General features: G+C 63.8%; 15 protein-coding genes. 6 read left to right on the top strand and 9 right to left on the bottom strand.

Annotation, left to right across the window (positions count from 1 at the left end; translation table 11 throughout):
- Positions 1 to 60: 60 nt before the first annotated feature.
- Positions 61 to 1239, bottom strand: coding sequence for an ABC transporter permease (locus DKK67_RS04085; RefSeq protein WP_407657809.1), 1179 nt, complete (start codon positions 1237 to 1239; stop codon positions 61 to 63).
- A complete protein-coding gene (gene osmF / locus DKK67_RS04080) occupies positions 1236 to 2102 on the bottom strand; it encodes a glycine betaine ABC transporter substrate-binding protein OsmF (protein WP_228160605.1) in 867 nt (288 codons plus the stop codon). The genes DKK67_RS04085 and osmF overlap by 4 nt, the downstream gene beginning before the upstream one ends.
- 622 nt (positions 2103 to 2724) lie before the next feature.
- Here osmF and DKK67_RS04075 point away from each other — a divergent pair.
- From DKK67_RS04075 to DKK67_RS04065, 3 genes are all read left to right on the top strand, one after another.
- On the top strand, positions 2725 to 4647 hold the full coding sequence (locus tag DKK67_RS04075) for a PrkA family serine protein kinase (RefSeq protein WP_111494648.1): 1923 nt from the start codon (positions 2725 to 2727) through the stop codon (positions 4645 to 4647).
- Between the two features lie 250 nt (positions 4648 to 4897).
- Positions 4898 to 6184 (top strand): YeaH/YhbH family protein, encoded by a 1287-nt coding sequence (locus DKK67_RS04070; RefSeq protein ID WP_204355797.1) that lies wholly within the window; start codon positions 4898 to 4900, stop codon positions 6182 to 6184.
- Positions 6181 to 7722: a SpoVR family protein gene (locus DKK67_RS04065; protein ID WP_111494644.1), complete on the top strand. Its 1542-nt coding sequence runs from the start codon at positions 6181 to 6183 to the stop codon at positions 7720 to 7722. Before DKK67_RS04070 ends, DKK67_RS04065 begins: the two co-directional genes overlap by 4 nt.
- A 39-nt stretch (positions 7723 to 7761) precedes the next feature.
- On the opposite strand, the gene DKK67_RS04060 is transcribed toward DKK67_RS04065, so the two are convergent.
- The 3 genes from DKK67_RS04060 to DKK67_RS04050 are packed head-to-tail and all read right to left on the bottom strand — an operon-like array spanning position 7762 to position 10129.
- The gene (locus DKK67_RS04060) at positions 7762 to 9141 is read right to left on the bottom strand and encodes a sensor histidine kinase (RefSeq protein ID WP_111494642.1); all 1380 of its coding nucleotides are present in this window, start codon (positions 9139 to 9141) and stop codon (positions 7762 to 7764) included.
- Positions 9138 to 9800, bottom strand: a complete 663-nt coding sequence (locus DKK67_RS04055) for a winged helix-turn-helix domain-containing protein (protein WP_111494640.1) — start codon at positions 9798 to 9800, stop codon at positions 9138 to 9140. Before DKK67_RS04055 ends, DKK67_RS04060 begins: the two co-directional genes overlap by 4 nt.
- Positions 9797 to 10129 (bottom strand): PepSY domain-containing protein, encoded by a 333-nt coding sequence (locus tag DKK67_RS04050; RefSeq protein WP_228160506.1) that lies wholly within the window; start codon positions 10127 to 10129, stop codon positions 9797 to 9799. The genes DKK67_RS04055 and DKK67_RS04050 overlap by 4 nt, the downstream gene beginning before the upstream one ends.
- A gap of 186 nt (positions 10130 to 10315) precedes the next feature.
- Between DKK67_RS04050 and DKK67_RS04045 the strand changes: the two genes are divergently transcribed.
- The 3 genes from DKK67_RS04045 (at position 10316) to DKK67_RS04035 (ending at position 12080) form a co-directional block, all read left to right on the top strand.
- Complete coding sequence (locus DKK67_RS04045) at positions 10316 to 10789, top strand: PepSY domain-containing protein (protein WP_111494636.1); 474 nt, start codon at positions 10316 to 10318, stop codon at positions 10787 to 10789.
- A gap of 186 nt (positions 10790 to 10975) precedes the next feature.
- Entirely contained in the window at positions 10976 to 11344 is a 369-nt protein-coding gene (locus DKK67_RS04040; protein ID WP_111494634.1) for a CidA/LrgA family protein, read from the top strand.
- The gene (locus DKK67_RS04035) at positions 11337 to 12080 is read left to right on the top strand and encodes an LrgB family protein (protein ID WP_111494632.1); all 744 of its coding nucleotides are present in this window, start codon (positions 11337 to 11339) and stop codon (positions 12078 to 12080) included. The genes DKK67_RS04040 and DKK67_RS04035 overlap by 8 nt, the downstream gene beginning before the upstream one ends.
- 24 nt (positions 12081 to 12104) lie before the next feature.
- Here DKK67_RS04035 and DKK67_RS04030 read toward each other — a convergent pair whose 3' ends face one another.
- The 4 genes from DKK67_RS04030 to DKK67_RS04015 all read right to left on the bottom strand — a co-directional run bounded on the left by DKK67_RS04030 (position 12105) and on the right by DKK67_RS04015 (position 14296).
- Positions 12105 to 12734, bottom strand: coding sequence for a TetR/AcrR family transcriptional regulator (locus DKK67_RS04030; protein ID WP_162628734.1), 630 nt, complete (start codon positions 12732 to 12734; stop codon positions 12105 to 12107).
- Positions 12735 to 12893: 159 nt separating this feature from the next.
- The gene (locus tag DKK67_RS04025; protein WP_111494628.1) at positions 12894 to 13352 is read right to left on the bottom strand and encodes an EVE domain-containing protein; all 459 of its coding nucleotides are present in this window, start codon (positions 13350 to 13352) and stop codon (positions 12894 to 12896) included.
- Positions 13327 to 13698, bottom strand: coding sequence for an antibiotic biosynthesis monooxygenase family protein (locus DKK67_RS04020; RefSeq protein ID WP_111494626.1), 372 nt, complete (start codon positions 13696 to 13698; stop codon positions 13327 to 13329). Before DKK67_RS04020 ends, DKK67_RS04025 begins: the two co-directional genes overlap by 26 nt.
- Positions 13691 to 14296 carry a DJ-1/PfpI family protein gene (locus tag DKK67_RS04015; protein WP_111494624.1) on the bottom strand — a complete coding sequence of 202 codons (606 nt, stop codon included), beginning with the start codon at positions 14294 to 14296 and terminating at the stop codon, positions 13691 to 13693. Before DKK67_RS04015 ends, DKK67_RS04020 begins: the two co-directional genes overlap by 8 nt.
- Positions 14297 to 14350: the final 54 nt, after the last annotated feature.

Here is a 14350-nt window from a genome sequence, read left to right as displayed (position 1 = left end):
GTGAACTCCTCAACACTCTCATCCCTCTTCAGCAACGCTCCTGCGGCTCTACGTCAACACTCATGCGGGCACGGGGCGGGCCTGCAGGGCGGCCGCCAGGGCCGACAGCATGGCATCGGCGGCCAGCGCCAGGGCAATGGTCGGCAGCGCGCCAAGCAGCACCAGGTCCATGGCCGCCTGCCCCAGTCCCTGGAAGATAAAGGTTCCGAAACCACCCGCGCCAACCAGCGCCGCGACGGCGGTCAGCCCCATGGCCTGAATGGTGGTGATGCGCACGCCTTCAACGATGACCGGCAGCGCCAGCGGCAGACGCACCTGCAGGAACAACTGGCGCGGGTTCATGCCCATCCCCTGCCCGGCTTCCAGCACCGATCCGGGCACCTCGGTCAGCGCCACATAGGTGTTGCGCACCATCGGCAGCAGGCTATAGGCAATCAGGGCCAGCAGCGCCGGCGCCCAGCCAATACCGCGCACGCCCAGCTCCTGCAGCCAGGGCAAGGCCGAGCTGAGGGCGCTGAGCGGCGCGATCAGCAGGCCGAACAACGCCAGGCTGGGAATGGTCTGCAGGAAACTGGCCAGGGACATGACCGGGCGGCGCCAACGCTCGTTGCGCATCATTTTCAGCGCCAGGGCGAAGGCCAGCACGAAGCTGATCGCCACCGCGCCCAGGGCCAGCCCGAGGTGGGCCCAGAGAGCCTGGACGAACTGATCCGGCCGGTTGTCGAACTCGCGCACCAGCGACAGGCTCGACAACGCCGGACGGCTGAACAGCCAGCCCCACGCCCCGAGAATCAGGCCCAGTACCGCCAGTTGGCTCCATCGGCCGCTGCCCCGCCGGCCCAGCACCTCAATCAGCATCAGCACCAGCAGGAACAGCAATGCCCAGAAGCCGGCACCGATGGCACTGCGGGCGTAGGGTGCATCCGCCGGCAGGTGCAGGCCGGTGAAGCGGATCAGCAGCAGCGGGAGGGCGGCAAGGGCCAAAACCAGCCCCAACGAAAGCATCAGCGAACGCCGCCGCACGGACAGTATGGCCAGGGCCACAACCGCCAGCAGGAACAGGGTAACCACAGCGGCGCCGCTCAAGCCCACCGCACTGAAGAGGCCATAGCCGGTCCCCGGCACGATCCGGTTGGGCTGGATACTGCCCAGATCCAGCGACCAGACGAGAATGAGCGCCATCAGGCCCAGCACCGGCAGCACCCGGCTGGGCCGTTTATCCGGATGGGACAAGGTCAATCCTGTTTCAGGGAATCCAGGTACTGGCGAGCCACGTCGGCCGCCGGTGCGCCGTTCACCGCCACCTCGCCATTCAGGCGCTGCAGGGTTTCCAGGTCGAGCGACTCGAACACCGGCCGGAGCGCGTCACGGATTCCGGGGTAGGCCTCCAGCACCGCCTCGCGCACGATCGGCGCCGGCTGGTAAACCGGCTGTACGCCGCGGGTGTCGGTCAGCACTTTCAGGTCGAGGGCGTTGAGGCCGCCGTCGGTGCCGTAGGTCATGGCGCCGTTGACGTCGTTGTCGTTGAGCGCTGCGGCGCGCATGGTGGCGGCGGTGTTTCCGCCGGAGAGCACCAACAGCTGGTCGGCGTCGAGCTTGAAGCCATAGGCCTGCTGGAACGCCGGCAACGCACTGGCGGACTCAACGAATTCGGCGCTGGCGGCGAACCGGAAGTCGCCGCCGTCGTTGATGTAGGCGGCCAGGTCATCAAGGGTGGTCAGGCCCGCTTCCCGGGCGAGGTCGCCGCGCACGCTCATGGCCCAGGTGTTGTTGGCGTCGGCGGGCGTCAGCCAGACGATTTTCTCGGCGTCGTAGTCAAGCTTGCCGGCCATCTCATAGGCTTTGTCGGCGTCCTTCCACACATCGCTGTCGGCCATGTCGTAGAAGAAACCGGCGTTGCCGGTGTACTCCGGGTAAATATCGATCTCACCCGCCTTGATGGCGTTGCGCACGATGTTGGTGGCGCCGAGCTGGATGCGGTTTTCCACCGGGATGCCCGCGCGCTCCAGGCTCTGCAGGATCATCTGCCCCAGCACCGAACCTTCGGTATCGATCTTGGAGGACACCACTACCGGATCGGCCGCCAGGACCGGGCCGGACATGCACAGCAACAGCACCGCCAGGGTCTGGCGGATTCGCGGGATCAGGGACACTGGGCTCTCCTTATGGCTTCTTTTCATTTCTCTGGCGTCATGGCTTCTTTTCATTTCTCTGGCGTCTCGTTTTGCCGGGATGGGAACGTGAGTATCGGTCTGTCTATACGAACCCGATTTCAGTCTAAGTCACCGAATGACGAAGGCAAGACAAATCCGGACGGATGCGCCCTTCACAGCGCCGACGCCCATCCACGGGACAATGGGTCGCCGGTCCCTTATAGCGGTGATTGAGAGGTTCTATCTCCGCACCGACGACATCGCGTCTACGCTGAAAATGGCCGAATAAAAACCGCGAAAACCCCGATTGGAGCCTGCGTCATCAAGGTGCGGGAAAGGGAGCAACAATCCTGAAACAAAAAAGATTCGTAACTGTCCAAGTGGCCAGAGCTGAACTAAGCTGAAATCAGCCAGACCGGAATCCGACCACCGGCGCATTCCGGGTCTGCGACTCCCATTTCCTTATTATCCATCCACCTCTGGGGCGCCGGTGAATTGGCGATCCTGACGATACGAATCGGGGAACAGAAACGTGTAGTTGTGCGTCCAACATTGCGAGCGAGGGTCCTATATGAGCATTCTGCAGCATTTCAAAGACCGGTATGAATCAACTCAGGAGGAAGAGTTTTCCCTTGAGGAATACCTGGAGATCTGCAAACGCGACCCGTCGGCCTATGCCACGGCAGCCGAGCGGATGTTGCTGGCTATCGGCGAGCCGGAAAAGATAGATACCTCCCGCGATCCACGCCTGTCACGGATCTTCTCCAACAAGGTCATCAAGCGTTATCCCGAATTCGACGAGTTCTACGGCATGGAAGACGCCGTCGAGAACATCGTCTCCTTCTTCAAGCACGCGGCCCAGGGCCTGGAAGAGAAGAAGCAGATCCTCTACCTGCTGGGCCCGGTCGGCGGCGGTAAATCGTCCCTGGCGGAAAAGCTCAAGCAGCTGATGCAGAAGGTGCCCTTCTACGCCATCAAGGGTTCACCGGTGAACGAATCGCCGCTGGGCCTGTTCGATCCGGACGAGGACGGCCCGATCCTCGAAGAAGAGTTCAACATTCCCACCCGTTACCTCAAGCCGATCATGTCGCCCTGGGCGGTGAAACGGCTGCACGAGTTTAACGGTGACATTTCCCAATTCCGCGTGGTCAAGCGCTACCCGTCGATTCTCGATCAGATCGGTGTGTCCAAGACCGAGCCCGGCGACGACAACAACCAGGACATCTCCGCCCTGGTGGGCAAGGTCAACATCCGCATGCTGGAAGAGTTCTCCCAGGACGATCCGGATGCCTACAGCTTTTCCGGTGGTCTGAGCAAGGCCAACCAGGGCCTGATGGAATTCGTCGAGATGTTCAAGGCGCCCATCAAGGTTCTGCACCCGCTGCTCACCGCCACCCAGGAAGGCAACTACAACACCACCGAGGGCATGGGCTCAGTGCCGTTCGACGGCATCATCCTGGCCCACTCCAACGAATCCGAGTGGCAGACCTTCCGCAACAACAAGCATAACGAGGCGTTCCTCGACCGGGTCTACATCGTCAAGGTGCCCTACTGCCTGCGGGTGAGCGAGGAAATCGACATCTACCGCAAGCTGCTGCGCCACAGCTCCCTGCAGGGGGCGCCCTGCGCGCCGGACACCCTGGACATGCTGGCCCAGTTCACGGTGCTGTCGCGCCTGAAAGAACCCGAGAACTCCAGCATCTACTCGAAGATGCGGGTCTACGACGGCCAGAACATCAAGGACACCGATCCCAAGGCCAAGTCGATCCAGGAGTACCGCGACACCGCCGGCGTCAACGAGGGCATGGACGGCCTGTCCACCCGCTTCTCGTTCAAGATCCTGTCCAAGGTGTTCAACTTCGACACCACGGAAATCGCCGCCAACCCGGTGCACCTGCTCTACGTGCTGGAGAAGCAGATCGAACAGGAACAATTCCCCAACGAGGTGCAGGAACGCTACCTGCGCTTTATCAAGGAATACCTGGCGCCGCACTACGTCGAGTTCATCGGCAAGGAAATCCAGACCGCCTACCTGGAGAGCTACAGCGAGTACGGCCAGAACCTGTTCGACCGCTACGTCACCTACGCCGACTTCTGGATCCAGGACCAGGAGTACCGCGACCCCGAGACCGGCGAGATTCTCAACCGCTCCGCCATCAACGACGAGCTGGAGAAAATCGAGAAGCCGGCCGGCATCAGCAACCCGAAGGATTTCCGCAACGAGGTGGTCAACTTCGTCCTGCGGGCCCGAGCCAACAACCAGGGCCAGAATCCATCCTGGCTCAGTTACGAGAAGCTGCGCAGCGTGATCGAGAAGAAGATGTTCTCCAACACCGAGGACCTGCTTCCGGTCATCTCCTTCAACCCGAAGGCCTCGCAGGAAGACCAGAAGAAACACAAACAGTTCGTCGAACGGATGGTCGAGCGCGGGTACACCGAGAAGCAGGTCCGCCTGCTGGCCGAGTGGTACCTGCGGGTCAGGAAGTCCCAGTAACGGAACGGCCGCTGGCCGCCTGAGCGCGGCCACGACCCTGAACCAGGTTGGGAGTCGGGAACAGAGGAACAAGGCTCCTTTAAATTGACTTCGAGAGTTCCGGGGCGCGCCTGGATGCATGAAGTGCAAGGCGCACGGAGCACAGCCAGCGAGGCATACCTGCCGGGTAGGTGAGCTGGTGCGCACCGCGCAACGCCGCAATTCATGTGGCCAGGGCGACCTCCACCGACAACTGGAGATATTTATGGGGATGACCCATATCGTCGACCGCCGCCTGAACGGCAAGAACAAGAGCGCCGTGAACCGCGAACGCTTCCTGCGCCGCTACCGCCATCACATCAAGAAGGCGGTGGCGGACGCGGTCCAGCGCCGCTCAATCACCGACATCGAGCGCGGCGAAAACGTCAGTATTCCTTCGAAAGACATCGACGAACCCATATTCCACCACGGCCAGGGCGGACACCGGGAAATAGTGCATCCCGGCAACAAGGAATTCGTCGCCGGCGACACCGTGCCCAAACCCCAGGGCGGCGGTGGCGGCCAGGGCCAGGGCGGCGCCAGCCCGGACGGGGAAGGCATGGACGAATTCGCCTTCCAGATCACCCAGGACGAATTCCTGGATTTCCTGTTCGACGACCTGGAACTGCCCAACCTGGCCCGCAAGAAACTCAAGGACACCGAGGCCTTCAAGTACGAACGAGCCGGCTTCACGTCCCAGGGCATCCCCGCCAAGCTGGACGTGGTGCGCTCCCTGCGCGGCGCCCACGCTCGCCGACTGGGTCTGGGCGGCGCCCGCAAGCGCAAGCTGCGGGAGCTGGAAGCGCAACTGGCCGAGCTCAAGGCCCATCCGCACGAACCGGATCCGGCGTTCAGCCCACAGGACCAGATCGACGCCCTGGAAGCGGAGATCAAACGCCTGAAAGGCAATCTGCGCCGCATCCCCTGGATCGACGAAATCGACCTGCGCTATCGCCAGCATGTGAAGAAGCCCAAGCCGGCCACCAGTGCGGTGATGTTCTGCCTGATGGACGTGTCCGGCTCGATGACGCAGGTGCACAAGGACATCGCCAAGCGCTTCTTCATCCTGCTGTACCTGTTCCTGAAGAAGAACTACAAGCGCATCGAGGTGGTGTTTATCCGCCACCACACCAGCGCCAAGGAAGTGGACGAGGAAGAGTTCTTCTACTCCCGGGAAACGGGCGGCACCATCGTGTCCAGCGCGCTCAAGCTGATGAAGCAGATCGTCGACGCCCGCTACTCGCCCTCGGAGTGGAACATCTACGCCGCCCAGGCCTCGGACGGCGATAACTGGAACGACGATTCGCCCATCTGCGGCAAGATCCTGGCCGACCAGATCCTGCCGCTGGTGCAGTACTACGCCTATGTCGAGATCACGCCCCAGGATCACCAGATGCTCTGGTACGAGTACGAGAAGATCCTGGAGCAGGACCCCAACAGCTTTGCCATGCAGCAGATCGCGGACCCGGGCGACATCTACCCGGTCTTCCGCCAGTTGTTCGAGAGGAAAGCCGCATGACCGGAACCGTCGACAGACCGCCAGAAACCCGGCAGCCGATCTCCACCACATCGGAGTGGACGTTCGACCTGATCCGGCAATACAACGACGAAATCGCCCGATGCGCCGAGGAATTCGGCCTGGACACCTACCCCAACCAGATCGAGGTGATCAGCGCCGAGCAGATGATGGACGCCTACAGCTCGGTGGGAATGCCGGTGGGCTACCACCACTGGTCGTTCGGCAAGCAGTTCCTGAACACCTCCAAGGGCTATAAGCGCGGGCAGATGGGGCTGGCCTACGAGATCGTGATCAACTCCGATCCCTGCATTGCCTACCTGATGGAAGAGAACACCCTGCCCATGCAGGCGCTGGTGATCGCCCACGCCTGCTACGGTCACAACTCCTTCTTCAAGGGCAACTACCTGTTCCGCACCTGGACCGACGCCAGCGCCATCATCGACTATCTGGTCTTCGCCCGGCACTACGTGGCCGAGTGCGAAGAGCGCCACGGCCTGGATGCGGTGGAACAGATCCTGGATTCCTGCCACGCCCTGATGAACTACGGCGTGGACCGCTACAAGCGCCCCTCCCCCATCTCCGCGGCCGAGGAGCAGCGCCGTCAGAAGGAGCGCGAAGAGTACATGCAGCGCCAGATCAACGACCTCTGGCGCACCATTCCCCGCATGGGCGCCGAAGAAGACAGCGACGAGCGCAAGCGCAGCCGCTACCCGGCAGACCCGCAGGAGAACCTGCTCTACTTCATCGAGAAAAACGCGCCGCTGCTGGAACCCTGGCAGCGCGAGCTGATCCGTATCGTGCGCAAACTGGGCCAGTACTTCTATCCCCAGCGCCAGACCCAGGTGATGAACGAGGGCTGGGCCAGCTTCTGGCACTACACCCTGCTGCACCGGATGTACGAGAAAGGTCTGGTGACCGACGGCTTCATGCTGGAATTCCTGCAGAGCCACACGGCGGTGATCTATCAACCGCCGTTCGACAGCCCGTGGTATTCGGGCATCAACCCGTACACCCTGGGCTTTTCCATCTACACGGACCTGCGCCGGATCTGCGAGGAGCCGACGGACGAGGATCGCGCCTGGTTCCCGGACATCGCCGGCTCCGACTGGGTGGAAACCCTGCATTTCGCCATGAGGAACTTCAAGGATGAGAGCTTCATCCAGCAGTTCCTGTCACCCAAGGTGATGCGGGATCTCAAACTGTTCGCCATTTCCAGCGAGGAGGATGAGGACGTCTACCGCATCACCGCGATCCACGACGAGATGGGCTACCGCGCCCTGCGGGAGAAGCTGGCGCGCCAGTACAACCTGAGCTACCGCGAGCCCAACATCCAGGTGTGGAACGTGGACCTGCGCGGCGATCGTTCGCTGACCCTGCGCCACGTGCCGGCCGACGGTATCCCCCTGGGCGAGAGCACCAGCGAAGTGCTGCGTCACACTCACCGGCTGTGGGGGTTCGATGTGCATCTGGAGAGCGTCGACGACGGTACTGTGGTGGAAGAATTCCACTGCCCGCCCCACCATCTGGACGACGACTGAGGCATCCTGGTCAACGACCGGACACCTGCGCCGGTCCGCTCAATCCGCTGACAGGCGCCGTCCCTCCGGGCCCGGGTTGCCCCGGGCGACCGGCAGGGAGACCTCAACCTGCAGGCCACCTTCGTCGGCGCGACCGAGTTGCACATCGCCGCCATACAGCGCCACCAGTTCGGTGACAATCGCCAGCCCAAGGCCGGAACCAGCACGCGACTCATCCAGCCGTCGCCCCCGCTCCAGCGCCTCGGCGCACTGCTCCGGTGTCATTCCCGGGCCGTCGTCGGCCACCCGCATCGTCAACCGCTCTTCCTTCAGCGAGACCCTGAAAAAAAGCGCAGAACTTGCCCATTTCAGGGCATTTTCCAGCAGGTTTCCGGCAATTTCCTGCAGGTCCTGCGGGTCCATACGAACCCGACCCTGCGGCATCGGCGCGGCTCGACAGGCCAGGCCCTGCCGCTCCGCCATGCGACCGATCCCGGTCAAGACTGGCGCCAGGGTCTCATCCACCCGGGCCACCCGGGAGAGGGACGCGCCGCCCGCCGCCGACGCCCGCGCCAGATGGTGCCGGACCGCCGCATCGAGGCGGTCCAGTTCCGTCAGTAACGGTCGGGCCTCAGATTCCGGCAGACGTTCGCAGTAGGCGCGCAGTACCGAACTCGGCGTCTTCAGGGCGTGGGCCAGGTTGCCGGCCGCGGTGCGACCGCGCTCGATCAACTGGCGGTCACGCTCCAGTACCCCGTTCATGGCCTCGGCCAGGTCGTTGAGTTCGGTGGCAAAGCCAGTTTCCAGACGTTCGTCCTCGCCGGTTTCCACCCGCCGCAGATTGGCGTGGATGCGGCGCAGCGGCGACAGCCCCCAGCGGATCTGCAGGGCCAACCCCGCCAGCAACAATCCCCCCAGGCCGGCCAGGGACCACCACAGCAGACGGCCGAAGCGGGTGACTTCGGCGTCCAGATCTTCGCGGCTGGCCGCCACCGCCAGGTGCAGGGTGGCAGGCAGGTTGGGCAGTTCGACGTCCCGCTCGACGACCCGCAGACGCTGGTTCCGGGGACCGTTGCGATCACCGATGTGCAGGCCGGAGCGATCCGCCGTGGCCAGTCGCTGGTCCCACAGGGAGCGGGACGTCAGAGCCAAACCGTTGCCGTCCGACACCTGCCAGTACCAGCCGGAGAACACCTGCTCGAAGCGCGGATCCCCCAGGCTGCGCGCCATCGACAGATCACCGCTGGCCGGGTCGTATTCCACCCCCGCCACCAGTACGTTGAGCAGCGAACGCAGGCGCTGGTCGAAGGCGGTGGTGACCGACTGCTCGAAGTTATAGCGCAGCAACACACCGGCCAGCGGCAGCGCCAACAGGACCAGCACCAGTGCGGCCACCAGCAGGCGGGTGTTGATCGAGAGACTGCGCGGGGCCGGCGTCATTCGCCGCCCAGGATGCGATAGCCCTGGCCCCGCACGGTTTCGATACGGTGACTGCCCAGCTTGCGGCGCAGCCGGCTGATCTGCACGTCGATGACGTTGGAGTCGGGTTCCTGGTCCCGGTCGTAGACGTGCTCGGCCAGCTCGATCCGGCTGACAAGCCGCGGCGCGGCATGCATCAGGTAGCCCAGCAGCCGGGTTTCCTGGGCGGTCAGCGAGACCGGCATCCCGGCCAGGGTAACCTGCCCCACGTGGGTGTCGTAGGCCAGATCGCCGATACTGAGCACCGGATGGGCATGGCCGTGACTGCGCCGCACCAGGGCCCGCAGGCGGAACAGCACCTCGGCCGTCTCGAAAGGTTTGGTGACGTAATCGTCAGCGCCGGCGGAAAAGCCGGCGGCCTTGTCGGACCAGCGCTCGCGGGCGGTGAGCACCAGCACCGGCAGGTCGATGCCCTCATCCCGCCAGCGCGCCAGCCAGTGGGTCCCATTGCCGTCGGGCAGCCCCAGGTCCAGGATGACCACGTCGTAGCGCTCGGTCTTGAGAAGGAAATCGCCGTCGCCACCGCTGGCTGCCGTTTCCACCAGCACCTCGGCCTCGCGCAGTGACCTCGCCAGCGTCCCCGCCAGCGCCTGGTCGTCCTCGATCAGCAATACTTTCATCGACGCTCCATGCTCTCGATGCCGCGCCCTTCGATGCCGATCACCTCGCCCGTGGCGGCATCCACCTCGAACTCGACGATCTGGCCATCCGGCCCCAGCATCTCGATCTCGTAGATGGATTCGCCGTCGTCGCGTTCGAACTCCACTTCCACCACCTGGCCCCGGTAGCGTTCTTCCAGGTGGTCGAGCACGGATTGCAGAGGCTGCACACGGCCAGCCTCGACCTCCCGGTGCAGGCGGCGCCACTCATCATCATCGGCATGCAGACCCGCAGTCCATCCCAGCAAAAGCAGGGGCACGGCCATCATCAACGCGAGCTGTTTTGTCATCAGTCTGATCCTCATGCCAACAAGTGTGGCAAACGCGAGATGAACGGAACATGAACGGATCGCTCAGCCCCGGGTCAGGCCGCTTCCGGTACAACAGTATGCCATGGCCTCCCCGACGGATGGCCACGACCGAATCAACCGACACGATTCAATCAACACGCTTCAATCAACTCAAGGAGTAGCCACATGACCATTCGCAACCTCATTCTCGGCACCACCCTGGCCAGCCTCGTGGCCCCCGCCGCCTTCGCCGCCAACGCTTCCACCGGCGCATCCGTCAATCTGGACGACGCGCTCGCCGCCGGCTCCGCCCACGGGTTCACCCACTACGAGGAAATCGACCTGGACGATCGGCACGGCTTCGAGCTGGAAGGCTGGCTCGACAACCAGTGGCGCACCAAGGTGGAATTCAGCCGGGACGGCGAAGCCCGCCACGAGAAGCGTGAACGGCGTGACAACGGCCCTCGTGGGCTCGACGCCGAACGTGTGCGTGAAGCCGCTGAGGTGGCCCGTGGCGAAGGGCTGGCACAGATCGAGGAAATGGACCTGCACGAGGACCACGACCGCATCCAACTGGAAGGCCGCGACGAGCAGGGCCATGAGCTGGAGATCACCCTGCAGCGCAGTGACCTGGGCGTGATCGAAGTCGACCGCGACTGATACTGCCGCCGATAGCAAGCTGCTATGAAGGCAAACCGCTTCCAACGGGTTGCCGAGCCATGTAACCACCCGCCCCGTCTGTCCACCTCATGCAGACGGGGTGACTTTCCCGGTCAGCAATGCTTTCATTAACCGTACGGGACCAGCGTCCCGCGCACGTTTTGACATCCTGCATTGCGAGACCCCATGCAATTCCTCAACGGCATCACCATCCTGCTGGTCTACCAGTTGGTGGGCGAAGTGATCGTCCGCCTGTTCGATCTGCCCATTCCCGGACCGGTGATGGGCATGCTCCTGCTGTTCCTGTCGCTGCTGCTGCGCGGCAAGGTGGACCCATCGATGGACACCGCCGCCCGGGGGCTGCTCAGCCACTTATCGCTGCTGTTCATCCCCGCCGGCGTGGGAATGATGGTGTACTTCAGCCGGATCCTCGACGAGTGGCTGCCGATTGCCCTGGCGCTGGTGCTGAGTACCGCAATCACCATGGCGGCCACCGCCGGTGCGATGGTCGCCACCCAGCGACTGCTGGCCAGGAAGGAAGGCAACGATGGCTGAGACCGACCTGACCCGCATCTGGGTGTACCTGTCCGCCTCGCCGCTGCTGGGACTGACGCTCACGCTGGTGGCCTATCTTCTCGCGCACCGTCTTTACCTGCGCTGCAACAGCAACCCGCTGCTGAACCCGGTGATCACCGCCATCCTGGCGCTGATCCTGTTCCTCAAGCTCACCGGCACCAGCTACCAGACCTACTTCGACGGCGCCCAGTTCGTCCACTTCCTGTTGGGACCGGCCACCGTGGCGCTGGCGATCCCGCTGTACCAGCAGTTCTCCCGGCTACGGGCGGTGCTGGTGCCGGTCATCGTGGCGCTGCTGATCGGGGTGATCGTCGGCGCGGCGAGCTCCATCATCATCGCCTGGGCCTTCGGCGCCTCCCCGGAAACCCAGCTGTCACTGGCGCCCAAGTCGGTGACCGCGCCGGTGGCGATGGGTATCTCGGACGAGATCGGTGGCATTCCCTCGCTGACGGCGGTGCTGGTGGTGGTCACCGGCATCATCGGCGCGCTGATCGGCACGCGGCTGTTCGCTTCCCTGCGGATTCGCGATGACAGCGTGCGCGGTATCGCCATGGGCGTGGCGGCCCACGGCATCGGCACCGCCCGGGCGTTCCAGATCAGCCCCATGATGGGTGCCTTCTCCGGGCTGGCCATGGCGCTGTCGGCGTTCGCCACGTCGGTGTTCCTGCCGTGGCTGGTGGATTGGCTGCGGGCGGTATCGCCGGGGTGGCTGTAAGGGCATTCGGGACCGGGCAACCGGCTAGCGAACGGCGGCCACCGAGCGCAAATAGGCCAGCATGGCCCGGCGCGCCTGCTCCACGATGGCGTCGCTGATCAGATCCTCGCGGAAGTAGCCGTGGCGCAGACAGGCCGCACCGATGTCCACCGCCAGGGTCATGACGTCCGGCTCGGTGGGCGGGCGCACGTCCGGCTGGTGCCGCTCAAGCCAGTAGCGCAGGTGTTTGCCGATATCCTGGTGGTTGAATTCGAGGGACTGGAAACCTTCACGGCTCATGGGGCCACCGAGGATCAGGATCCGCGCCGCCCGGTGCTCGTTGTAATAGTCCGCCACCACCCGCAACGCCGAACCCAGCATATCGTCGACGCTGACGTCCCCCACCAGATCCAGCAGCCGGGCCAACTGCTGGGCAACCGTGTCCAGGTGCCGGGCGGTCAGGGCCAGCAGCAGGGCGTACTTGCTGGGGAAGAACTGATAGACCGACGAGCGGCTCAATCCGGATGCCTTGGCCACCTCAGGGATAGACAGTTGCTCCGGGCCATTCTCAAGCAACAGCGCCTCGGCCGCGGCCATCATCTGCGCGACCCGCTGCCGGCTGCGTTCCTGGGAAGGTTTGCGGGACTGGATCGGCTTGTTCTCCGACGAACTCATAGAGTCAGGACTCCAACAACGCGTCCATGCCGTGTGCATTTGTCTGCGGAAGCGCGCAGCGGGAACCGGCCACGCTCCAGCAAACCTCTACGAAGGCCGACGTCAATCGGATTCACCGAATGCCGGATCGCTGAAAGGGCACCCGCCGGTTAAACCCGGTCAGTCGGCCATTGACAGGATGTGGCGCCACTGGGCCTCGGTCACGGGCATCACCGACAACCGCGCTCCGCGCTGCACCAGCGGCATCTCCGACAGTTCCGACGCCTCCTTCAACGCCTTGAGCGGAATCACGTGTTGGAAGCGTTGCTCGAAGACCATGTCCACCGCCTGCCAGCGCGGCTTGTCCTGCGGGCTTTTGGGGTCGTAGTAATCCGATTCCGGATCGAACTGGAGCCGGTCGGGATAGGGCTCACTCACCACGCGGACGACGCCCGCCACGCCGATCAGTTTGCAACTGGAGTGATAGAGCAGTACGCGATCGCCGGGCGCCATCGACGCCAGGAAGTTACGCGCCTGGTAGTTGCGCACGCCATCCCAGGGAATCCGTTTTTCGGGATCGGCGGCAAAGTCATCGATGCCGCACTCGTCCGGTTCACTCTTGACCAGCCAGAACGCCATCCGGCACCTCCGTATCCATCGCGAATGCGTAGGCCCGTTCCACCCGGGCGATGCGCACGGTGTATTCCTGGTACCAGCGCTCACGCCCCAGCCGCTGGGCCAGGCGATGGTCAGCCTGGCGCTTCCAGTCGCGGATCGAGTCCAGGTCGGACCAGTAGGACACGGTGATGCCCACATCCTCCCGGGCGGACTCGACACCGAGAAAACCCGGCTGCTGCGACGCCAGCGCCACCATGGCCTGGGCCATCTCACCGTAGCCTTCGTCGCCAGCGGTGCGCAGCGAGGTGAATATCACCGCATAGTAAGGCGGCTCCGGCGTGGTTGCGATCGGGGGGTTGTCAGCCATTTTCCGTCCAGTTGAATTCCATCTGCCGAGCGGTTTTCAGCGCCAGCTCGCGTCCGGCGATGCGCTCGACGATGTGCAGGCTCATATCGATGCCGGCGGAGATGCCGCCCGAAGAGATGACGTCGCCCTGGTCGATCCAGCGCCGGCCCGGCAGCACCTTGATGGCCGGGAACTGGTGGCGCAGGTCGTCCATATCCTCCCAGTGGGTGGTGGCGGTGCGGCCATTGAGCAACCCGGCGGCCGCCAGCAGGAAAGCGCCGGTGCAGACCGACGCCGTCAGGTTGGCCTGGTCGGCGGTTGCCTCGATCCAGCGGATCACCGAGGCCTTCTCCAACTCCTCGGTCACCACGCCGCCCGGCACCAGCAGCAGATCGATGTCCGGGTGATCGGCGATGGTGCAATCCGCGTTGACCTTGAGCCCCGCCCGGACACGGACCGGCTCATCGTGCTGGGACACGGTCATCACCGAGAAAGGCTCCGGCCCCACCGGATGCTCACGTCGATAGACCCGCGACGCGGTGGTGAACACTTCGTAGGGCCCGGCAAAGTCCAGCAGCTCCACATCATCAAACAGGTAAATCCCGACAACCGTTGTCATGATTTTGTTTCCCTTATCGGACAGAACCGTCCCTAACCTCGACGATACGCCCAG

Source organism: Marinobacter bohaiensis (genome assembly GCF_003258515.1).
GTDB classification, from domain to species: Bacteria; Pseudomonadota; Gammaproteobacteria; order Pseudomonadales; family Oleiphilaceae; genus Marinobacter_A; species Marinobacter_A bohaiensis.
This window is presented reverse-complemented; position numbering and strand designations above follow the sequence as displayed.

What these genes read in the sequence shown, in the direction of transcription:
- DKK67_RS04060 (WP_111494642.1), bottom strand. Translation starts at nt 9,141, where the DNA reads ATGACGCCGGCCCCGCGCAGTCTCTCGATCAACACCCGCCTGCTGGTG.
- DKK67_RS04075 (WP_111494648.1), top strand. Translation starts at nt 2,725, where the DNA reads ATGAGCATTCTGCAGCATTTCAAAGACCGGTATGAATCAACTCAGGAG.
- DKK67_RS04040 (WP_111494634.1), top strand. Translation starts at nt 10,976, where the DNA reads ATGCAATTCCTCAACGGCATCACCATCCTGCTGGTCTACCAGTTGGTG.
- DKK67_RS04020 (WP_111494626.1), bottom strand. Translation starts at nt 13,698, where the DNA reads ATGGCTGACAACCCCCCGATCGCAACCACGCCGGAGCCGCCTTACTAT.
- DKK67_RS04025 (WP_111494628.1), bottom strand. Translation starts at nt 13,352, where the DNA reads ATGGCGTTCTGGCTGGTCAAGAGTGAACCGGACGAGTGCGGCATCGAT.
- DKK67_RS04035 (WP_111494632.1), top strand. Translation starts at nt 11,337, where the DNA reads ATGGCTGAGACCGACCTGACCCGCATCTGGGTGTACCTGTCCGCCTCG.
- DKK67_RS04055 (WP_111494640.1), bottom strand. Translation starts at nt 9,800, where the DNA reads ATGAAAGTATTGCTGATCGAGGACGACCAGGCGCTGGCGGGGACGCTG.
- DKK67_RS04065 (WP_111494644.1), top strand. Translation starts at nt 6,181, where the DNA reads ATGACCGGAACCGTCGACAGACCGCCAGAAACCCGGCAGCCGATCTCC.
- DKK67_RS04030 (WP_162628734.1), bottom strand. Translation starts at nt 12,734, where the DNA reads ATGAGTTCGTCGGAGAACAAGCCGATCCAGTCCCGCAAACCTTCCCAG.
- DKK67_RS04045 (WP_111494636.1), top strand. Translation starts at nt 10,316, where the DNA reads ATGACCATTCGCAACCTCATTCTCGGCACCACCCTGGCCAGCCTCGTG.
- osmF (WP_228160605.1), bottom strand. Translation starts at nt 2,102, where the DNA reads ATGTCCGGCCCGGTCCTGGCGGCCGATCCGGTAGTGGTGTCCTCCAAG.
- DKK67_RS04050 (WP_228160506.1), bottom strand. Translation starts at nt 10,129, where the DNA reads ATGACAAAACAGCTCGCGTTGATGATGGCCGTGCCCCTGCTTTTGCTG.
- DKK67_RS04070 (WP_204355797.1), top strand. Translation starts at nt 4,898, where the DNA reads ATGACCCATATCGTCGACCGCCGCCTGAACGGCAAGAACAAGAGCGCC.
- DKK67_RS04015 (WP_111494624.1), bottom strand. Translation starts at nt 14,296, where the DNA reads ATGACAACGGTTGTCGGGATTTACCTGTTTGATGATGTGGAGCTGCTG.